Source organism: Clostridium aromativorans (genome assembly GCF_020908015.1).
In the GTDB taxonomy this organism is placed as follows: domain Bacteria; phylum Bacillota; class Clostridia; order Clostridiales; family Clostridiaceae; genus Clostridium_B; species Clostridium_B aromativorans.
Genome location: NZ_JAJJPB010000004.1, coordinates 1 through 16,024 on the forward strand (window position 1 = coordinate 1; position 16,024 = coordinate 16,024).

Here is a 16,024-nt window from a genome sequence, read left to right on the forward strand (position 1 = left end):
GCCAGCATTTGGTTATATATAAATCTGACACAGCCAAAAGTTCCAGCAAAATACAATTTTTGTTCTTTGTTCGGGTAAATCCTGTATTTATAAGCTTTTAACACATTTTCACCTCATTTCATTCCTTGATTTTCAATGTACTCCTTAACTATATCAATTGGAACACCACCAGTTGTTATAAGGCAATAACTTTTACTCCAGAAGTACTCTTTCCATAATTGTTTTTTTATTGATGGGAACTCCTTTTTTATAAGTCTGCTGCCGGCACTCTTATAAGCATTTATAAATTTTGATATATTTGTATTTGGTGATCCTCTAAACAAAAGGTGTACATGGTCTTTATCATGATTCCATTCGCATAAAGTAATATTGTATTTAGGGCATATATACTCAAATATTCCCTTTAGCCTATTTGATATTTTATCATTTATTACTTTTCTCCTATATTTAACAACCAATACCAAATGATAATTTAGCAAAAATACTGAATGATTATTTGTATCTAAATCCATTTATTTTACCTCATTTATATATTTACCACTGATTTTAGAATACATCATATATAATAATTCGTCAAGTAGTTATTATTTTAGGCATCGAACCTAAAATAACAAGGACTATTCATCTCCCACTTATAGAAGATAGGAGAATTACGCCCTTTTTGTTAAATTCATGTACATTTTTTCTCAATTTAGAATTTTCTTTTTCCAGGTTGTCTATTTTCATCTGGCAATAATGCTCAATCTCATTAATTTTTTTATCATACCCGCTTAATTTTTCTAAAATATCCTGTCAACCCTTTCATCTTCACCAGTTATTTTTTTATTGTATTCATTTTTCAGTGTAAAAATTTTTTGTTCAGTTATTTTATTTTCCTCAATCTTGTTACAAGCAGTACTCAAATTTCCTATCAAATATTTTACTTCATCTTCCATTTTGTACCTCCATAACTCAAAGTGTACCCACTACTATTATGTCCACTTAAAGTTCGCAATTTAAGTTGTTTTGTATATACCTGTTTTATTCATATTTTCATTTTTTCTAAAATATTCTACAAAAAACCTCAAGTTCCTTTTTAAACTTTACAATTTGTTAATTTTTGTGGAAGACAAATTCCAGCTCTAATAAAAAACTGACCTCCCATAAGTTAGATTTTTAGGTCTAACTTATGGGGGTCAGTTCAATTTTCATCTCCGGCAGTCCTGTTTATATATTATCCTGTTCTGTTTTACCAAGAATCAGATCATTTTACGATTTTTTTTACATACTCTACATCAATATCATTTATATCCGCTATATATTCTACTGAAAGTCCCTTTTTATGCTGTTTCAATATTAACTTTTTTATGCATTCTTCCATCCCCTTTTCTATACCTTTTTCCATACCCTTCTCTATGCCCTCTTCCATCCCCTTTTCCATGCCTTCTTTTAGTCCTTCCTGTTTAAGTTTTTTATCAAGTTCAAGTTTTTTCATCATATCCAGCAAAAATTCCATGTTGCCTTCATTTATTTTTGGCATTCCCATACTTTTATACACCTCCAGTATTTCATTAGGATTCATTTTCAACAGTACATCCATTATGACCGCATACAGTGGATCTTTTATATTATCTATATATCTATTCTAAGTGGTTCATCCGTCAGCTGATATTCTGTTATAAATTCCAAATATTTTCTATATTCCTTTAATTCCAGCTGTACTGCTGCCGCAAAGGCCGGATGCCACTTTACTTTCTCATCCGCCAAATTCATCAACCATCCTACTCTATTGATTTTATTATATCATATATTATTCTCATAAAAAGTCAAATGATTCTTATATTCAGATGCAATTTGCCTATTTTGAATTTCAAATTTTGATATCTAAATATGCTTCGGGTTATGTAACAAAAGCATACACATGTATGTTTTTGTTACAGGTGTATGCCTGGATTTTTTCTTCAACAGCCTTTCAAATATCATTACCCTGTCTTGCCCGTTTATTTTGTTCACAATTTATTCACGACCGATGGGGACAGTTATTATTGACATATGCCAATAATGATTTATAATTAAATTATAAATGACATATGTCATTTACTATACAAAAAGAAAGGTGATGAGCTTATGCCGAGGCCAACCAAATGCAGACAGATATGCTGCCTTCCCGAAAAACAAAATTTTGGTCCCCTTAGTTCTTCAAAAGATATCATTGAAACAATTCATATGACGGTAGATGAGTTTGAGACCATAAGACTTATTGACCTCGAAAGGCTTACGCAAATTCAATGTGCCCGGCAGATGAAAATTGCCAGAACCACTGTCCAGTCAATTTACAGCAGTGCCAGAACAAAATTGGCAGAATGCATAGTAAAAGGAAAAGAACTTCACATTAACGGAGGAAATTACATTCTCTGCAGTGATTCCACTAAAAAGTGCAGGTGCATTCACTGTCCTAAAAAGCTTTGCAATAGATAAAAATTTGATTTAAAATACAGGGGGGAAAATTTCATGATCATTTCAGTACCTTATGAAAATGGACAAATATTTCAGCATTTCGGCAGGACGGAACAATTTAAAATTTATAAAACAGAAAACAATAAAATTACGGACAGTAAAATAGTATCCACAAATGGCAATGGACATGGAGCATTGGTAAACATACTCAAATCCCTAGAAGTTTCAATATTAATCTGCGGTGGTATAGGGGAAGGTGCCCAGAATGCCCTGGCTGAAAAAGGCATCCAATTTTTTGGAGGCGTCAGCGGCAGCTCTGATAATGCTGTAAAGGATTATCTTGAAGGGAATTTAAATTTTGATGCCCACATAAAATGCAATCATCATCAGGATAACAACCACAGCTGCACCAACCATGTCCATAACTGCAGCCATTAAAACAAACACCAAAAAGAACTGCTTCATAATTGAATTATGCGGCAGTTCCAACTAAATCCGAGTTTGAGGCTGCAGCTAGTTTAATTTCCTCTGTCTCAATCTTTCTTCAAACTCTCCAATGGAATTGCTTTTAACTGCATCCTCAAACACAGAATTCAATATATCTTCATCATCTATCTTTTTTATTCTACCCATACAGGAAGTATCAGAAAATTTAATACCCAATAACTTTTCTAATCCTTGAAGCAATCCATCTTTTCTTCCCTCTTTTATGATATTGTCTATAGTTTTACCTAAATTTGATACCATGGAATCCACCTCCCTCTGACTGGATTTTTCCAGCATTTCCTCTATCTTTATTCTGGATTCTCCATCCAACCTGGGTTTCATTATGCTTTTCAACCAGGTTTTCAATATGTCAAACTGTTCAGGAGTTATCTTCTTGAGTACATATGCTGTAAGTCTCAATCTTTCAATCAAATCTTCCCTGCTTATCTCCTTATCCAATAGAAATACAGTAAATACCATGTTTGCCATGGCTTTGAGATTATTTTCATCATATCTGTAAATATCAAACAATATATACTTAAAATCTATTATATTCTCACCAAACAGTTCACTACCATTCAGTACATCCCTAAAATTTCTACAAGCAGTCCACCTGCCTTTACCATTGTAAAGCACCATGGTAATAATTGAGGGCAGTTTAAAATCTTTTCTGCACCTTTCCTTCTTTGAAGTATTCTTCAAAATTTCTCTCCATATCTCAACTATATAAAACAGCAGTCTCATGGTCATTCTGTAGTCCATCCTGGACTGAAATTCCAGAAGGAAGTAAAATATAACATCCCACCCACCTAAATTTACTTTGTATACAATATCTGATTCTTCCTCACTGAAGTCTTCAAGTATATATGACTTATCAATAAGCATCAAATCTTCACTTAACTTATATCAGAAATCTTCCATCTATTGTTTTCAAATTTCAAGGTTGCAATCATCTTCTCATAATCATTCGAGCCCCCACTACTATAACTATTGTAACTAACTCGTATAGTGGTGTTGTCAACATCTTCCCTGCTTTCAAGCACATTTCTAAGGTCATAAAAGCCTATCCCCACATTCCCCAAAACGCTCATGGTTTTTCCATTAAAAGTATATCCATAAAAATTCTTCAGATAACCTAATTGAGTTTCAGCATAATCATCCGTATCATATCTTGAAATCACATCTTTAATCTTCTCATAACTGCTGTATTGATCGGGAACTGGTACATATTCTGTCCCATCATCTGAAGTTATAATATTTTCCAGCTGTTCTTTATTGTCAACAGAATACATGACATCCTCCAGAGATACCTGCGAATCTGAAAACAACTGGTAAATCTCATCATTTGAAATATCATGTGCCATGGCTGAATCCTTTATATAATTCCCCAGGTTGTCACTTACCACACCAGTTCCACCGAACAGCAACACAGGTTTTGAAGTGTCATCCAGGGTATACCTGAGTTTTGTATTTACAAGAAGAGGGTTGTAATTGTACCTGGCTGTCAGAACAGAACTCGAAAGTGCATCTGCAAAAAAGCTATCGCTGGAAATGGAAATGCCGCTACCCTTATTTGTATCCATAAAGTTCCATGCCACACTCTGAGGGGTCGTACCATGTATTGTAAGACAGCTGACTCCCATATTTTCAAGTTGTGCAACTGCATCATAGGGAACTACATTATATGAACCCACCACAACTGCATCTTTTACTCCTAATTTCGATATTTCACTCCTGGTCCTATCATTTATATAAGATCGCATATTTTTATCACCAGAACCAGTAAACAAGATGGCTGCCCCTTCTCTTGCCGCGTAGGGCGCTGCTATAAGTGCATACTGGAATTTATCCGAGGGCACTATATATACTTTGCTTATCTTTGATTTTGAATTCAATATGTCCGCTGCCATGCAGGCAGTGTCAAATCTATCTGTCCCTGCTATCCTGGTCACATTGTATCCTTCCGACTTGAAGCTGTTTTCCTGGGATGCCGATATAACTCCGGTTCCTCCCATTATATAAACATTTTTTGCACCCAGATTTTTGATTTCATTTTTTACAACATCAGGCGTACTCTCAATATCAGTCAAAAGTATGGGGCAGTTGAGGTAATATGCCAGTGATGTACCGGCGGTGGCATCGGCAAAGGCATCATTCCCCTGTGCATCTGCAATCACAACATTTGTAGAATTTTTCCATCCATAGTCGGCTATTTTCACAGATGTATCAAATCTGTCAGATCCTCCAAGCCTTATTATATTCTGTGCAGCTTCAGCCCCATTCTCATTAAAGAAACCACATAAAAGAACTATTACACAAGTTAAAAATACAGTAAAAAGTGATTTAAATTTTTTCATAAATTCACATCCCCTTTATCAATAAAAACACTATAATATCATTTATTAATCCATTAGTTATTTTATTCCCTCTAGGAGATAATTAAAGCCCCAATAATTAATAAGATACGCTCCATAAAAAGTACCTATAGCAATTATCGAAACATTTTATAAAAGTCAAATGATTTCCTATTTAAAATACTCTTTTACCTTTATTATAATCTATAATCCATGCTTTGCTATATAAATCTATCAACTTTATCAACTATTTTTTCGTTCATTTTTATTTACATTTTCTGTCATGGGGTCAGACCCCATACAACAAATTTTTTATAGTTTTCCCTATCTTCAAAATAAAAAAGTATCTTTTCTGGATTAATTATTTTTTCTTCAGATAATCCTATAATACTTCTATAACTGCTCCACTTGTAATCTTCAGGATTTTTTACCATATTGGCTTTTACAGGATTTAAATGTATATATCTGCTTGCCTCAAGCATATGCACATCATCTTTTATCAGTCTAGATTTATATCTGTCCTGGAACAAATGACCTATGAGATTATATCTTTTATTAAAATAAATTGAGTAAATCATATTTATTCTCTTCATAATCCTGCCTATATGCATTTCTTCTGTCCCAATAAGCATATGAACATGATTTGTCATGAAGCAGTAACAGTATAAGTCATATCCCAACTTCTTCTTCACATATTTCAATATGTTCAAATAGACCTGATAATCTTTCTCATCTTTAAATAAATCATTTTTATGATTTCCTCTGCAAATTATATGATACCGTGCACCTGGAAACCACTCTCTCTTTGCCCTAGCCATATTCCCACCACCTTCTTTTGTCTTAAATTATGCTCATAAGCAGGTGTCTTTAATCAAAACGAAAGAAAAAGAAGCGCTAAAATAACGCTCCTTTTCCAAATATTGTTATGGGGTCAGACCCCTCATTTTACCAACCACCCATAATCCTGCCTACAATCTACAATATAGTCAACGTACACCGTCTGATCCTTAATCTGATATAAAATCAGATACCATTTTTCTACGAACATCTTATGGTATTTATTTGGAGGAATAAATTCAGCATACAGAAATGGAAAACGCTCCGGCATTTGGTAAAGAGATCGAATGGCATCCATTAGGCCATTTTTTATTTTACGGGCAGCTGTTGGACTTTTCTGTGCCAGAAATCGGACATGACACACCAGCATCTGACGGGCACGGTCTGAAACAACTATTTTATATTGAGGTCTCTTTTCCATGTTCCACCTCATCTATAATGCTGTCCAGATAGCTGTCCAACTCATCCGTTGTACTTCCCGTACGACCAGCCACACGATCTTCCTCAACAGATAACAGCTCTTCTCTTAGTTTTAACATTTTTTCACGACGGTTAAACGCTTCTATATCCATAACCACGAGGTCGCCCTCACCATTTTTTGTAAGATAGACAGGCTCACCGGAAGATTTGCATAAAGCTGCAATTTCATTATAGTTCTGTCGGATGCTTGCGGACGGTTTAATCTGCATGGTATCAACTCCTTATAGTAACATTCTAATCATATTATACTCTTTTCATGCTATGGAATCAACCAACAATAAGGACTCACAGAAAAATCATGAACCCATCTTCCCACCATCTTCTTTTGTCTTAAATTATGCTCATAAGCAGGTGTCTTTAATCAAAACGAAAGAAAAGGAAGCACTAAAATAGCGCTCCTTTTCCAAATATTGTTATGGGGTCAGACCCCCATCCACTAACTGGATGGGGGTCTGACCCCAAACAATTACTTCACTGTAATGTTATATCCGTCTATATCGTCACTTGAAGGCGAATAAGTGGTGTATGCAGCATTGTCATGCTTTTCACTTCTTATGCTTATGGCAGAAGAAGTGCCGCTGGCAGACACTTTGACTGTATCGCCCTTGTCAAAGGAAGAGCTGCTGAATCTATAGATAACCGTTTTGCCATCAACACTTATGGCATTCGGAGTGAGTGTTTTCCCTGTAGTCAAATCCTTAAATACGAAATCATCTCCATATTGATTCTGTATGGCGGTATCCACATCCTGGTTGAAGACCACATTTACAGTATCCGTATTTGAAGCACTGGTTGCTGTAAACTGATCGGATTTCGTCATAGGAGGTATATAGACTTTAGTGGAACCTGTCCTTATATTACGTCCTGCAGAATCCACAGAACTATTGCCCACTATGCTCACACTGGTACTTTCACCAGAATTCTTTATATCTTCTATCTTATCACCATTTTTCACGCCGGCTTTATATATGAGAATAACATCATTTCCAACAGTAGTGCCGCTGTCAGGCTTGTTTCCATCAACCCTGAAGTCACCCATGACAAAAACATCAAGGGCCGCAGAAAGAGAAACCTTCACTCTTATATCATCGCCTATAAAAGTCATCTCGGCAGTACCGGATATAATTCCAGGACCGCTGCTGCTGGAGGTGCTTATGTCACCGATATATGAGCCCAAATCCAGCGAATCTCCATTCTCATCAACCACATCCTTGACTCCAACTTGAATTACATCCCTGGCTGTAGTGCCGTTGCTGTCTATTTTATAGCTTGAAGGAAATTCGATAGTAACGCTCTTGTCGTCAAAAGAAGATGTTACAGATGCCCCTCCCGGAAGATTTCTGACTTCTCCGGTTCCATCCCTGAAAACATAGTTTGACTTGTCGGATATGGAATCATCATCCATGGTACGGTTGAAAAACATTGCTACAGCCTGGGAATTATCCGCCCTCTTTACTATTTCCGTAACTTTAAGTCCTTCATTGTCCATACCAGAAAGCACAGCAGTATAAGTATCCATTACATTTGGCTTTGCCTCTGTGTCTATGATGTTTTTTACAGTCAAAGTGTACTTTGAGCCGTTCAAGGTATTGTCATCAAATTTGAGATCAAAGGTCCTGTTATTGTTCCCATCCACCGTTATAGTATTTACATTGTTGAGCTTGTAACTCACATCATTTCCATCAGAATCCACAAGCTTATAATTTCCAGTATTTGTGGCATAACTTCTCACCACATCCTTGTTAAACTTAACCCTTATAGTCTCTTCATCCAGAATATTCGCAGATGTAACTGAAGGTTTCTGGCTGCTGCTTCCATAGTAAAGGGTCATGCTAGTCTGGCTGATTGTATTCTGGAAGGTATCCTCTACGTTATCCTTGATCAAAATGGTATTAGTGCCCTGATTCATCATGCTTCCTATATTCTTTATCTTCACTACGCTGTCCCCGGATCCGGAATCAAAAGTAACATAGGAAGAATCCACATCCACAGTATCCCCATTTATCTTATAGTTGGAAGGTTCAAGAGCTGTGTCAGTATCCATTGCCCTGTTGTACTTTATATATATGGTCCCTGCATTATTTGTGGTAACACTTTCAACTTTGGGACTTCCCGATACAGATTCAACTGTAAATCCTTTAGACTGGCTCTGGATAGGAATATTGGCCCCATTGTCAAATTTGCTTCCCGACGTGCCGTCAGGCATGGTAAAGGTATTGTCGCCTATGGGAAGTATGGAGTCAAAATAGAGATCAACCCCGTCTGCCCAGTCCCCGGATTGATTTACAAGCTCGGTATGGGAAGTATCAAGCCCGTAGTTTCTCACGCTTCTCTTGTTTATCTTCATGGAAGACAGATCACTTTCCTGCATTCTCACAGGCTCGGAAAATCTGACCTTCAGTTTATTGCCTCCCACCGCATCCACGGAACTTATGGAAGGAGAACCGGTTTCCTGAAATGTAATATCCTTCTCATATTTGCCTATGTTGGAAGAAGAAGTATCATCGAGAATATTACCTTTTACAGTAAATGTGACCTTTTTCCCCTGGGAAAATGTATTCCTGAAGGTGATTACAACAGTCCTGTCATCATCCTGGAGATATGCGGAAGATTGTCCTAATGAGTTTCCATCTATCTCATAATTTGCAGTTCTCTCGGCAGAATTCTTGTCAACAGCAGTATTAAATACAACTTTTACCTGATTCAAGCCAACTGCAGTTACAGATTTCACCGTGTCACTGTCCTCTACAGTTCCACCTGCTGCATTCTTTATATCCGAAATGGTATTGTCCGAAATAACTCCTTTTTCCGATATTACATTTACTTCTGAATCAGAACCAGCTTTCGATTTAATATAATTCAATGCACCTTCGGTCTGCAGATCTCCATCCCCGTTTACAAGTACCAGAGGTGAAGATTTTATTCCCGCAACAGAGGCTGCTACGAGAGCATCAGCATACCTTCCGCCGCTGGCGTTGGCCACATATATGCTGTTCGGTTTCAGGTTTTCGTCAAAAGCCCTGAGCACGTTGAGATTGGTTGCAAATCTGTCAGCGCCGCCCTCTATCCTCTTAACTGCTCCCAAAGAATTATAAATACTTTCACCTATAATATTCTTTGTACCTACAACTGTAACCCTGGAATTGTTGCTCTTCACAAAACTGCTTACGGAAGACATGGCAGTGCTGTCATTATCGCCAAGAAGAAGTATTTCATCTCTGGCAGAAGCTGCCGGAGCTGCAGAAAGAGCATCTGAGAATCCGCTTCCACCCACCATCATGACATCCGAGGGATCCACTCCAAGTTTCACAAGTTCCCCTGCCACAGCAGCATTGGTCTCATACCTGTTTTTACCGGAAAGTTCAATCAGATTATAATTACTGTTTCTCAGCTGTGTCCTCACACTCTCAGATATTACCGATTCTCCGCCTACTATATATATATTCTTCGGTTTCAATTTACTTATTTCATCACTTGTAGTACTGTTTAAACTGGAACTTCCAGTTAAAAGTATCGGTGCATTCAACTGTTTTGAAAGCACTACTGCACTAATAGCATCTGCATAACCTTCGCTGGATACGAGTATCACATTATCACTGCTAGTCCAATTAGAGTCTGCAACAGCGGCCGCAGTTTCATAGCTGTCTGTACCCCCCAGCTGAACAAGCTGATTTTCTGAAGCTTTTACAGGAACTACAGGGACAGCTGCAGATATTATAAGAGAAAATACAGCAGTACCGCCTATAGTTTTTACGGTATTTCTATTCATAAAATTTACTACCTCCAGTCCTTTTTAGCATTATATGAATATTGTACCATATGGCTTGAATTTATATAAGAGTCAAATATGTCTTTAATCAAAGCAAAAAGAAAAGGAGTGCTATTTCAGCGCTTCTTTTCCAATAACTGTCAGGGGGTCAGACCCTCACCCAATAATTGGGTGAGGGTCTGACCCCCTTATATCAATTTCTCTATTTGAAATATTTATATGTGTCTTCAAGTTTCTTAAAGTCCAGTATCTCATCAACAATTATCTCAAGCACGGTAGTATCGGAATTTTCTATTTTGGTTTTTACATCATCAGGTAAAATGCCAAATTTTTTAGTCAACAGTCTGGTAGATGTCCTTATAAGTTCCTGTTTTCTACCTTCCTTTTTGCCTTCTTTTCTACCTTCCTCTTTACCTTCCTCTCTCAGTAGTCTGCCAAGTTCAGTCATTGAAAACACCTCCTTAATTTTATCCATATCGCCGCCCTCTGCAAATTTTTCAGCAAAAGCGTACAAAAGAGCTAAGGAATTCATCTGGTTTTGCCTGTTTTTTATTTCTTTTGCCAATTTTATAGATTCCAGTATTCTCTCGTTTTTATCTTTGGTGTTGCCCATTATAGGTAAAAACACAAGGGACAATAGATCATTGCTGTTTAAAATATCACCACCTTGTATTTTATGCTTCAAGTATTCATATTTTGCGCCGCCATCGAGAGAATTCATGTAAAAAGCACTGACTGAATATTTTATTGATCCTGTATTTATATTTGTTTCGGCCTTTTTGATATTGGAAGAATAAACCACAATTGTGTTTACAGGCCTGTGCTCTTTGTAATATAAAACTGCATCATAGGCAAGAAACCTTGCCAGGTCATTTTTCCTGTTGGTAGTTTGAAATTCAAGGTGCAAAAAGAAATTATCATCCAATAAGAACGTGTAGTCCATAAAAGAAGTATCTATTTGAAGGTTTTTTAGCTCGGTTCTGGCAGCAGTAATTATTTTTGCCTTTATGCCGAAGAATTCAAGGGCATCTTCTTTGAAAACATCCAGTACGCTTTTCATTACAGCATCTTCAATATTTTTGATTTTTTCCGCCATGGCTGAACTCCTTTGCAATTTAATAACTGTATTTGTAATTACATATTATCATATCTTTGCTATTGTTGAAAGAACTTTAATAAATATAAGGAGGTCAGTTTCCCTTTGATAAAAAGAGAGGCTGAAGCCCAGGATACAATTCAAAAAGGCTCTGGCTCTTATCAGGATCTTTCAAGAAAGTACTGTCTTTATCTGAACACTTGATTAAATTAACCCAATCTTCTTTAACCTACAGGGGACTGACCCCCTTACATTTTTTGTCAGGGGGTCAGTCCCCTGTCATAAATTTGTCCAGTACTTTTTACTATGCAATAGCTTGTATCCGGGTTATTTTCATCAAAACATATATATGCCGCTTTGCCCCAGGCATTTTGGGGAACCTCACTGTCCCTGCCAATTATGCACTCGGAATTAAATTTAATATTATCAGACCCTCCTATTTTAGATTTGAGAATATCTGCTGCCTGATCACCGGTACTCACTTTAAAACCAGGATCAAAATCATTTCCCAATTTACTTACCGGATATTTGCCATAAGAACCCTGTTCAATGGAATAATCCTTAAAATTCCAGCTTTTTTTGGATGTATTGTATTGAAAATATGTATTGGCATCCGTTATAAAATCACCATGGCTGGTTCCGTCTAAATATACAGTGGATTCTATTTCATGAATTCCATCTTTATCTATATCTACAGGTTTCCAAAGCGGTCCCTGTGAATCTCCCATATAAAAATTTTCACCTGCATTGTCACCTCTTGTACTAATATCCACCAAATATTTTTTAGGGCTGTATTTTGAAGAAAACATCACCTTGTAGCCATCCATCAGGCTGGAATTAAAATAGTCAAAAACTCTAAAAGATTGATCTCCAGCATCATTTTTAAACAGCAGAGTACAATTTGAGCCTTCAAATCTATAGATATAGCAGTCCGAGTACATACCGCTTCCCACCGGCTCTGTAGCAATCATGACATCGTCGTAAGAGTTTTTGTTCTCGAAACTACAAAGATAGGTTTTAAACTTGTCCCTTTCCAGAGGGTAAAGGTAGTCTTTATTGAAAGAGTCTGCAGCAGCTGAAAATATAGCTGTCTTGTAATTATTGCTCTTATTGAGTTCATAACCATATTTAGACGCTTTTTGATAAAAATTCACAGCATTGAAATTATTTTTATTGAGGTTAAAATCCCCTTCCCTTGCATACAGGGTCTTCATCACCTGCGGCAGTTCAGATTTTTCAAGTGAATTTTTAATTCCATTTATGTATTTTTCGGCCAAATCCATGTTACCTATATTATAGTAGCTTTCTATAATGTCAATCTGAGCTTTCAAATACCTCTTTTTATCCTTTATCCAGACTTTTTTCAGGCTTTCAACAGCATCACTATATTTTTTCTGACTAATCTGCTTCTCCCCGGCCAGGTAGGAATTCTTGGATGCAAGTAATTTCTCGGCGGATTCAAGGCCTGCCCTAACGGAATAATCATTTTTATTTGCCAGTGCCTTGTTGTAAAGTTCAATTGCCTGAGTATATTTTTCCTCTTTGACACACTGGTTTGCCTCTTTTACGTACCTGCCAAACTGCTGAAACTGGTTGTACTTATATCCACCATAAACACATATTACAGCAATTACTACCAGGATTGACACCAATAATTTTTTCTTCATAATAAGCTTGTCCCCTTTTGTCTTCATATTAATCAACGAATCGTCGATTTTAAATATTTCATGTTTCCAATCCTTTTTTAATCATAAATTTCTTTTAGCATTAACAGTAATTACCATGGGGACTGACCCCCACCCAATTATTGGGTGGGGGTCAGTCCCCTGTTCTACTTGTAAATCAAATTAGAAATCTTCCATTTATTGCTTTGAAATTTCAAGGTCACATACATCTTCTCATAAATTCCAGAACTATCATACCTATTATAAACGGCCTGTATAGTAGTGTAGTCAACATCTTCCCTGGTTACAAGCACATTTCTAAAGTTATAAAAATTTATTCCCACATTTCCCAAGACGCTCACCGGATTTCCATTAAAAGTATATCCATAAAAATCGCCCAGAGAATCCAATTCATCTGCAACATAATCATCCGTACCATATTTTGAAAGGAAATTCTCCACTTTATCATAACTGCTGTACTGATCCGGAGTTGGTACATATTTTGTCCCGTCATCTGAAGTTATAACATTTTCCAGCTGTTCTTTATTGTCAGCAGAATACATGACATCCTCCAGAGATGCCCGTGAATCTGAAAGCAGCTGATAAATTTCATCATTTGAAATATCATGTGCCCCGGCTGAATCCTTTATATAATTTCCCAGGCTGTCACTTACCACACCAGTTCCCCCGAACAGCAATACAGGTTTTGAAACATCATCCAGAGTATACCTGAGTTTTGTATTTACGAGAAGAGGGTTGTAATTATGCCTGGCTGTCAGGACAGAGCTTGAAAGTGCATCTGCAAAAAAGCTGTCGCTGGAAATGGAAATGCCGCTGCCTTTGTTTGTATCCATAAAGCCTGATGCCACACTCTGAGGGGTTGTACCATGTATTGTAAGGCAGTTTAATCCCATATTTTCAAGCTGTGCCTCTACATCATAGGAAACTACATTATATGAACCCACCACAACTGCATTTTTTACTCCCAATTTCAATATTTCACTCCTGGTCTTACCATTTACATCAGCCCGCATATTTTTATCACCAGGACCAGTAAACAAAATGGCTGCCCCCTCTCTTGCCGCATAAGGTGCTGCTATAAGTGCATACTGGAATTTATCCGATGGTACTATATACACTTTGCTTATCTTTGATTTTGAATTCAATATGTCCGCTGCTTTGCAGGCAGTGTCAAATCTATCCGTCCCCGCTATCCTGGTCACATTGTATCCTTCCGACTTGAAGCTGTTTTCCTGGGATGCCGATATGACTCCGGTTCCTCCCATTATGTAAATATTTTCTGCTCCCAGCTTTTTGATTTCATTTTTTACAATATCCGGTGTACTCACAATATTGGTCAAAAGTATGGGACATTTGAGATAATATGCAAGTGATGTACCAGCTACAGCATCGGCAAAAGCATCATTCCCCTGCCCATCTGCAATTACAACATTTTTGGAGCTCTTCCACCCGTAATCGGCTATTTTCACAGAAGTATCAAATCTGTCAGTCCCCAGCTTGAAAAATAAAGATTTCCGGTTTTATCCGGAAATCAGCCAATACTATCATTAATTTAATTTTCTCCGCCTCAATTTTTCTTCAAACTCTCCAATGGAATTGCTCTTAACTGCATCCTCAAACACAGAATTCAATACATCTTCATCATCTATCTTTTTTATTCTGCCAATACAGGAAGTATCAGAAAATTTAATACCCAATAACTTTTCCAATCCCTGAAGCAACCCATCTTTTCTACCTTCTTTTCTACCTTCTTTTATACCTTCTTTTTTACCTTCTTTTCTACCTTCTTTTATGCCTTCTTTTATGCCTTGTTCTCTGCCTTCCTTCCTGCCTTCTTCCAGTCCCTTCGTTTTACCCTCTCTCACAATATTCTCTATAGTTTTGCCCAAATTGGATACCATGGAATTCACCTCCCTCTGACTGGCCTTTTCCAATATTTCCTCTACCTCAACTCTGGATTTTTCATCTAACTTTGGCTTCATTATGCCTTTAAGCCAGGTTTTAAGTATATCAAATTGTTCTGGTGTTATCTTTTTAAGAGCATAGACTGTCAGCCTGAGTCTCCTTATCAAATCTTCCCTGCTTATCTCTTTATCCAAAAGAAATACAGTAGACACCATATTTGCCATGGCTTTGAGATTATTTTCATCATACCTGTAAATATCAAACAGTATATACCTAAAGTCTATTATATTCTCGCCAAACAGTTCACCACCACTCAGTACATCCCTAAAATTTCTACAAGCAGTCCACCTGCCTTTACCATTGTAGAGCACCATGGGAATAATTGAGGGCAATTTAAAATCTTTTCTGCGTCTTTCCTTCTTTGAGGTGTTCTTCAAAATTTCTCTCCATATCTCAACTATATAAAACAGCAGTCTCATGGGCATCCTGTAGTCCACCCTGGACTGAAATTCCAGAAGGATGTAAAATATAACATCCCGCCCATCTAAATTTACTTTGTATACAATATCAGATTCTTCCTCACTGAAGTCTTCAAGTACATATGACTTGTCAATAAGTATCAGATCCTCACTCTTGATTAAATCAACCCAATCTTCTTTGACAAATCCCCGCAGCAGTTCCAGAAATGTTTCCTTATGAGAAAATATATATTTGTAACCTACGTCATGTTCATGATGAACTCTATCTTCCGGCATACCATCTCCTCCTAATAATATCTTACTGTATTATTAGTATTTGCCAGAACATCTGTTCCTATACAACTTATTATATATTTCTATTTTTATTTTATCAAAACATCCTATGATAATCTACAGTGTAATACAGTGTAATAAAAGTAAGATGTTAAATATACTAAAAATATCTGTGAGCAGAAATAATTCCTGGAGGTGAAAACCACATTTAAACCTGTAAACCT

The 16,024-nt window shown here is 36.8% G+C and carries 17 protein-coding genes; 2 read left to right on the top strand and 15 right to left on the bottom strand.

What is annotated here, in order from left to right; translation table 11 throughout:
• The 5 genes from LN736_RS05105 to LN736_RS05125 all read right to left on the bottom strand — a co-directional run.
• The coding region (locus LN736_RS05105) for a helix-turn-helix domain-containing protein (protein ID WP_229981193.1) at window positions 1-104 on the bottom strand (104 nt) is incomplete at its 3' end.
• Between the two features lie 9 nt (window positions 105-113).
• The gene (gene tnpA, locus LN736_RS05110; protein ID WP_179977325.1) at window positions 114-512 is read right to left on the bottom strand and encodes an IS200/IS605 family transposase; all 399 of its coding nucleotides are present in this window, start codon (window positions 510-512) and stop codon (window positions 114-116) included.
• A 267-nt stretch (window positions 513-779) separates the two neighbouring features.
• On the bottom strand, window positions 780-935 hold the full coding sequence (locus LN736_RS05115; RefSeq protein WP_229981112.1) for a hypothetical protein: 156 nt from the start codon (window positions 933-935) through the stop codon (window positions 780-782).
• Window positions 936-1,243: 308 nt separating this feature from the next.
• A complete protein-coding gene (locus tag LN736_RS05120; protein WP_229981113.1) occupies window positions 1,244-1,525 on the bottom strand; it encodes a hypothetical protein in 282 nt (93 codons plus the stop codon).
• 86 nt (window positions 1,526-1,611) lie between these two features.
• Window positions 1,612-1,752, bottom strand: a complete 141-nt coding sequence (locus LN736_RS05125) for a hypothetical protein (protein WP_229981114.1) — start codon at window positions 1,750-1,752, stop codon at window positions 1,612-1,614.
• A gap of 354 nt (window positions 1,753-2,106) precedes the next feature.
• Here LN736_RS05125 and LN736_RS05130 point away from each other — a divergent pair, with 354 nt between their 5' ends.
• Complete coding sequence (locus LN736_RS05130) at window positions 2,107-2,457, top strand: DUF134 domain-containing protein (RefSeq protein WP_229981115.1); 351 nt, start codon at window positions 2,107-2,109, stop codon at window positions 2,455-2,457.
• Window positions 2,458-2,490: 33 nt separating this feature from the next.
• Window positions 2,491-2,874 (top strand): NifB/NifX family molybdenum-iron cluster-binding protein, encoded by a 384-nt coding sequence (locus LN736_RS05135; RefSeq protein ID WP_229981116.1) that lies wholly within the window; start codon window positions 2,491-2,493, stop codon window positions 2,872-2,874.
• Window positions 2,875-2,949: 75 nt separating this feature from the next.
• Here LN736_RS05135 and LN736_RS05140 read toward each other — a convergent pair whose 3' ends face one another.
• From LN736_RS05140 to LN736_RS05185, 10 genes are all read right to left on the bottom strand, one after another.
• On the bottom strand, window positions 2,950-3,807 hold the full coding sequence (locus LN736_RS05140; RefSeq protein WP_229981117.1) for an Rpn family recombination-promoting nuclease/putative transposase: 858 nt from the start codon (window positions 3,805-3,807) through the stop codon (window positions 2,950-2,952).
• 11 nt (window positions 3,808-3,818) lie between these two features.
• Window positions 3,819-5,279 (bottom strand): cell wall-binding repeat-containing protein, encoded by a 1,461-nt coding sequence (locus LN736_RS05145; protein WP_179978514.1) that lies wholly within the window; start codon window positions 5,277-5,279, stop codon window positions 3,819-3,821.
• Window positions 5,280-5,557: 278 nt separating this feature from the next.
• Window positions 5,558-6,094 carry a transposase gene (locus LN736_RS05150; RefSeq protein WP_150358108.1) on the bottom strand — a complete coding sequence of 179 codons (537 nt, stop codon included), beginning with the start codon at window positions 6,092-6,094 and terminating at the stop codon, window positions 5,558-5,560.
• Window positions 6,095-6,216: 122 nt separating this feature from the next.
• The gene (locus LN736_RS05155; RefSeq protein ID WP_150358109.1) at window positions 6,217-6,534 is read right to left on the bottom strand and encodes a type II toxin-antitoxin system RelE/ParE family toxin; all 318 of its coding nucleotides are present in this window, start codon (window positions 6,532-6,534) and stop codon (window positions 6,217-6,219) included.
• Window positions 6,512-6,802, bottom strand: a complete 291-nt coding sequence (locus LN736_RS05160) for a type II toxin-antitoxin system Phd/YefM family antitoxin (protein ID WP_229981118.1) — start codon at window positions 6,800-6,802, stop codon at window positions 6,512-6,514. The genes LN736_RS05155 and LN736_RS05160 overlap by 23 nt, the downstream gene beginning before the upstream one ends.
• Before the next feature lie 257 nt (window positions 6,803-7,059).
• On the bottom strand, window positions 7,060-10,362 hold the full coding sequence (locus LN736_RS05165; protein ID WP_229981119.1) for a cell wall-binding repeat-containing protein: 3,303 nt from the start codon (window positions 10,360-10,362) through the stop codon (window positions 7,060-7,062).
• Window positions 10,363-10,564: 202 nt separating this feature from the next.
• Window positions 10,565-11,458, bottom strand: coding sequence for a DUF4351 domain-containing protein (locus tag LN736_RS05170; protein ID WP_229981120.1), 894 nt, complete (start codon window positions 11,456-11,458; stop codon window positions 10,565-10,567).
• Between the two features lie 260 nt (window positions 11,459-11,718).
• Entirely contained in the window at window positions 11,719-13,125 is a 1,407-nt protein-coding gene (locus LN736_RS05175; protein ID WP_229981121.1) for a tetratricopeptide repeat protein, read from the bottom strand.
• 164 nt (window positions 13,126-13,289) lie between these two features.
• Window positions 13,290-14,639, bottom strand: coding sequence for a cell wall-binding repeat-containing protein (locus LN736_RS05180; protein ID WP_268253777.1), 1,350 nt, complete (start codon window positions 14,637-14,639; stop codon window positions 13,290-13,292).
• Between the two features lie 51 nt (window positions 14,640-14,690).
• Complete coding sequence (locus tag LN736_RS05185) at window positions 14,691-15,803, bottom strand: Rpn family recombination-promoting nuclease/putative transposase (protein WP_229981123.1); 1,113 nt, start codon at window positions 15,801-15,803, stop codon at window positions 14,691-14,693.
• Window positions 15,804-16,024 lie beyond the last annotated feature (221 nt).

Coding starts and splice junctions, on each gene's coding strand:
- tnpA (WP_179977325.1), bottom strand. CDS start 512: ATGGATTTAGATACAAATAATCATTCAGTATTTTTGCTAAATTATCAT.
- LN736_RS05115 (WP_229981112.1), bottom strand. CDS start 935: ATGGAAGATGAAGTAAAATATTTGATAGGAAATTTGAGTACTGCTTGT.
- LN736_RS05120 (WP_229981113.1), bottom strand. CDS start 1,525: ATGGGAATGCCAAAAATAAATGAAGGCAACATGGAATTTTTGCTGGAT.
- LN736_RS05125 (WP_229981114.1), bottom strand. CDS start 1,752: ATGAATTTGGCGGATGAGAAAGTAAAGTGGCATCCGGCCTTTGCGGCA.
- LN736_RS05130 (WP_229981115.1), top strand. CDS start 2,107: ATGCCGAGGCCAACCAAATGCAGACAGATATGCTGCCTTCCCGAAAAA.
- LN736_RS05135 (WP_229981116.1), top strand. CDS start 2,491: ATGATCATTTCAGTACCTTATGAAAATGGACAAATATTTCAGCATTTC.
- LN736_RS05140 (WP_229981117.1), bottom strand. CDS start 3,807: ATGCTTATTGATAAGTCATATATACTTGAAGACTTCAGTGAGGAAGAA.
- LN736_RS05145 (WP_179978514.1), bottom strand. CDS start 5,279: ATGAAAAAATTTAAATCACTTTTTACTGTATTTTTAACTTGTGTAATA.
- LN736_RS05150 (WP_150358108.1), bottom strand. CDS start 6,094: ATGGCTAGGGCAAAGAGAGAGTGGTTTCCAGGTGCACGGTATCATATA.
- LN736_RS05155 (WP_150358109.1), bottom strand. CDS start 6,534: ATGGAAAAGAGACCTCAATATAAAATAGTTGTTTCAGACCGTGCCCGT.
- LN736_RS05160 (WP_229981118.1), bottom strand. CDS start 6,802: ATGCAGATTAAACCGTCCGCAAGCATCCGACAGAACTATAATGAAATT.
- LN736_RS05165 (WP_229981119.1), bottom strand. CDS start 10,362: ATGAATAGAAATACCGTAAAAACTATAGGCGGTACTGCTGTATTTTCT.
- LN736_RS05170 (WP_229981120.1), bottom strand. CDS start 11,458: ATGGCGGAAAAAATCAAAAATATTGAAGATGCTGTAATGAAAAGCGTA.
- LN736_RS05175 (WP_229981121.1), bottom strand. CDS start 13,125: ATGAAGAAAAAATTATTGGTGTCAATCCTGGTAGTAATTGCTGTAATA.
- LN736_RS05185 (WP_229981123.1), bottom strand. CDS start 15,803: ATGCCGGAAGATAGAGTTCATCATGAACATGACGTAGGTTACAAATAT.